1 protein-coding gene is annotated in these 1,135 nt (G+C 64.1%); it reads left to right on the top strand.

What is annotated here, in order from left to right; translation table 11 throughout:
* A partial coding sequence (locus tag ACLQ24_RS29760; RefSeq protein ID WP_425895058.1) for a hypothetical protein occupies nucleotides 1-1,135 on the top strand: 1,135 nt, incomplete at both ends.

Here is a 1,135-nt window from a genome sequence, read left to right on the forward strand (position 1 = left end):
AGCTGGGATGGAGCGGGTTGGCGTCTTGTTGGTTTGTGGAATGTGCAGGTTGAGTCTGGCGGGGCCGAGGCTTCTGTCAGTTCCGCTGCCGCTGCCGCTGCCGCTGCCGCTGCCGCTGCCGCTGCCGGGCAGGGTGTCGTCGCTCCTGCGCAGGCGCAATGGTCTCTTGACGGGCGTAAACTAAAACGCGATGGCGAAGAGGTGCGCGAATTGGGGGACAAGGCCGCCTCACTACTTCGACTTTTTATCGACAAGCGCGGCACGGCCGACGAAATCGTGACGCGCGCCGAGATCGAGAATGTGCACAAGGGCTACTCGACCCATGTGGCTATCAAAGCCGTACGGGATGAATTAAGGAAAAGCAAAGTATCGCCGAATGATTCGTGGGCGATAGTATTCGGCGGGCATGGTTGGCGTCTTGTTGGTTCGTGGAATGTGCAGGTTGAGTCTGGCGGGGCTGAGGCTTCTGTTAGTTCCGCTGCCGCTGCCGCTGCTGTCGGGCAGGATGTCGACGCTCCTGGGCAGGCGAACGCACCACTGGACTCCTTGGGCACAGTACATGTCGATGCCGTCGGGGATTACGGGTTCAACGATGAGATAGGGCCGGATGTTGGCCTGGCCGGTGGCGGCTTGCGGGGAAATTGGTTGCCAACGGCTGAGGGGATGCCGGCGACGATCGGTGCCGGGTCGGTCATGTATCCACCGGACCGCCCTGATGCCCTCATGCAGACCACCGATATACCCCAACCCAGCCTTGACGACGGCGTCTGGGCCTCTGGCGCCAGCCAGTACCCCGTCCACGACGGCTCCGGGCCGGACATGCTGGCCCCGCCACTGTCGGGGCCGGCTCTGCCCGGCGACGTGCAGGGCAGTGTCCCGCCGCCGCTCCGCACCGAGTCAGCATCCGATCAGCCATACGCGTCGACCTCCACCCAGCCGTACGCGTCGACCTCCACCCAGCACAGCGCCGGCCAACTGGCTTTTGATGCTGCCGCTGCCGCTGTTGGGCAGGATGTCGTCGCTTCTGTGTGGGCGGACGCGCCACTAGGCTTCCTGGATGCGATGGATGTCGATGCTGTCGGGGATGACGGGTTCAGTAATGCGGTAGGGTCGGATGTCGGCCTGGCCGGTGGCG

This window comes from Micromonospora sp. DT4, from assembly GCF_049841675.1.
GTDB lineage: Bacteria > Actinomycetota > Actinomycetes > Mycobacteriales > Micromonosporaceae > Micromonospora.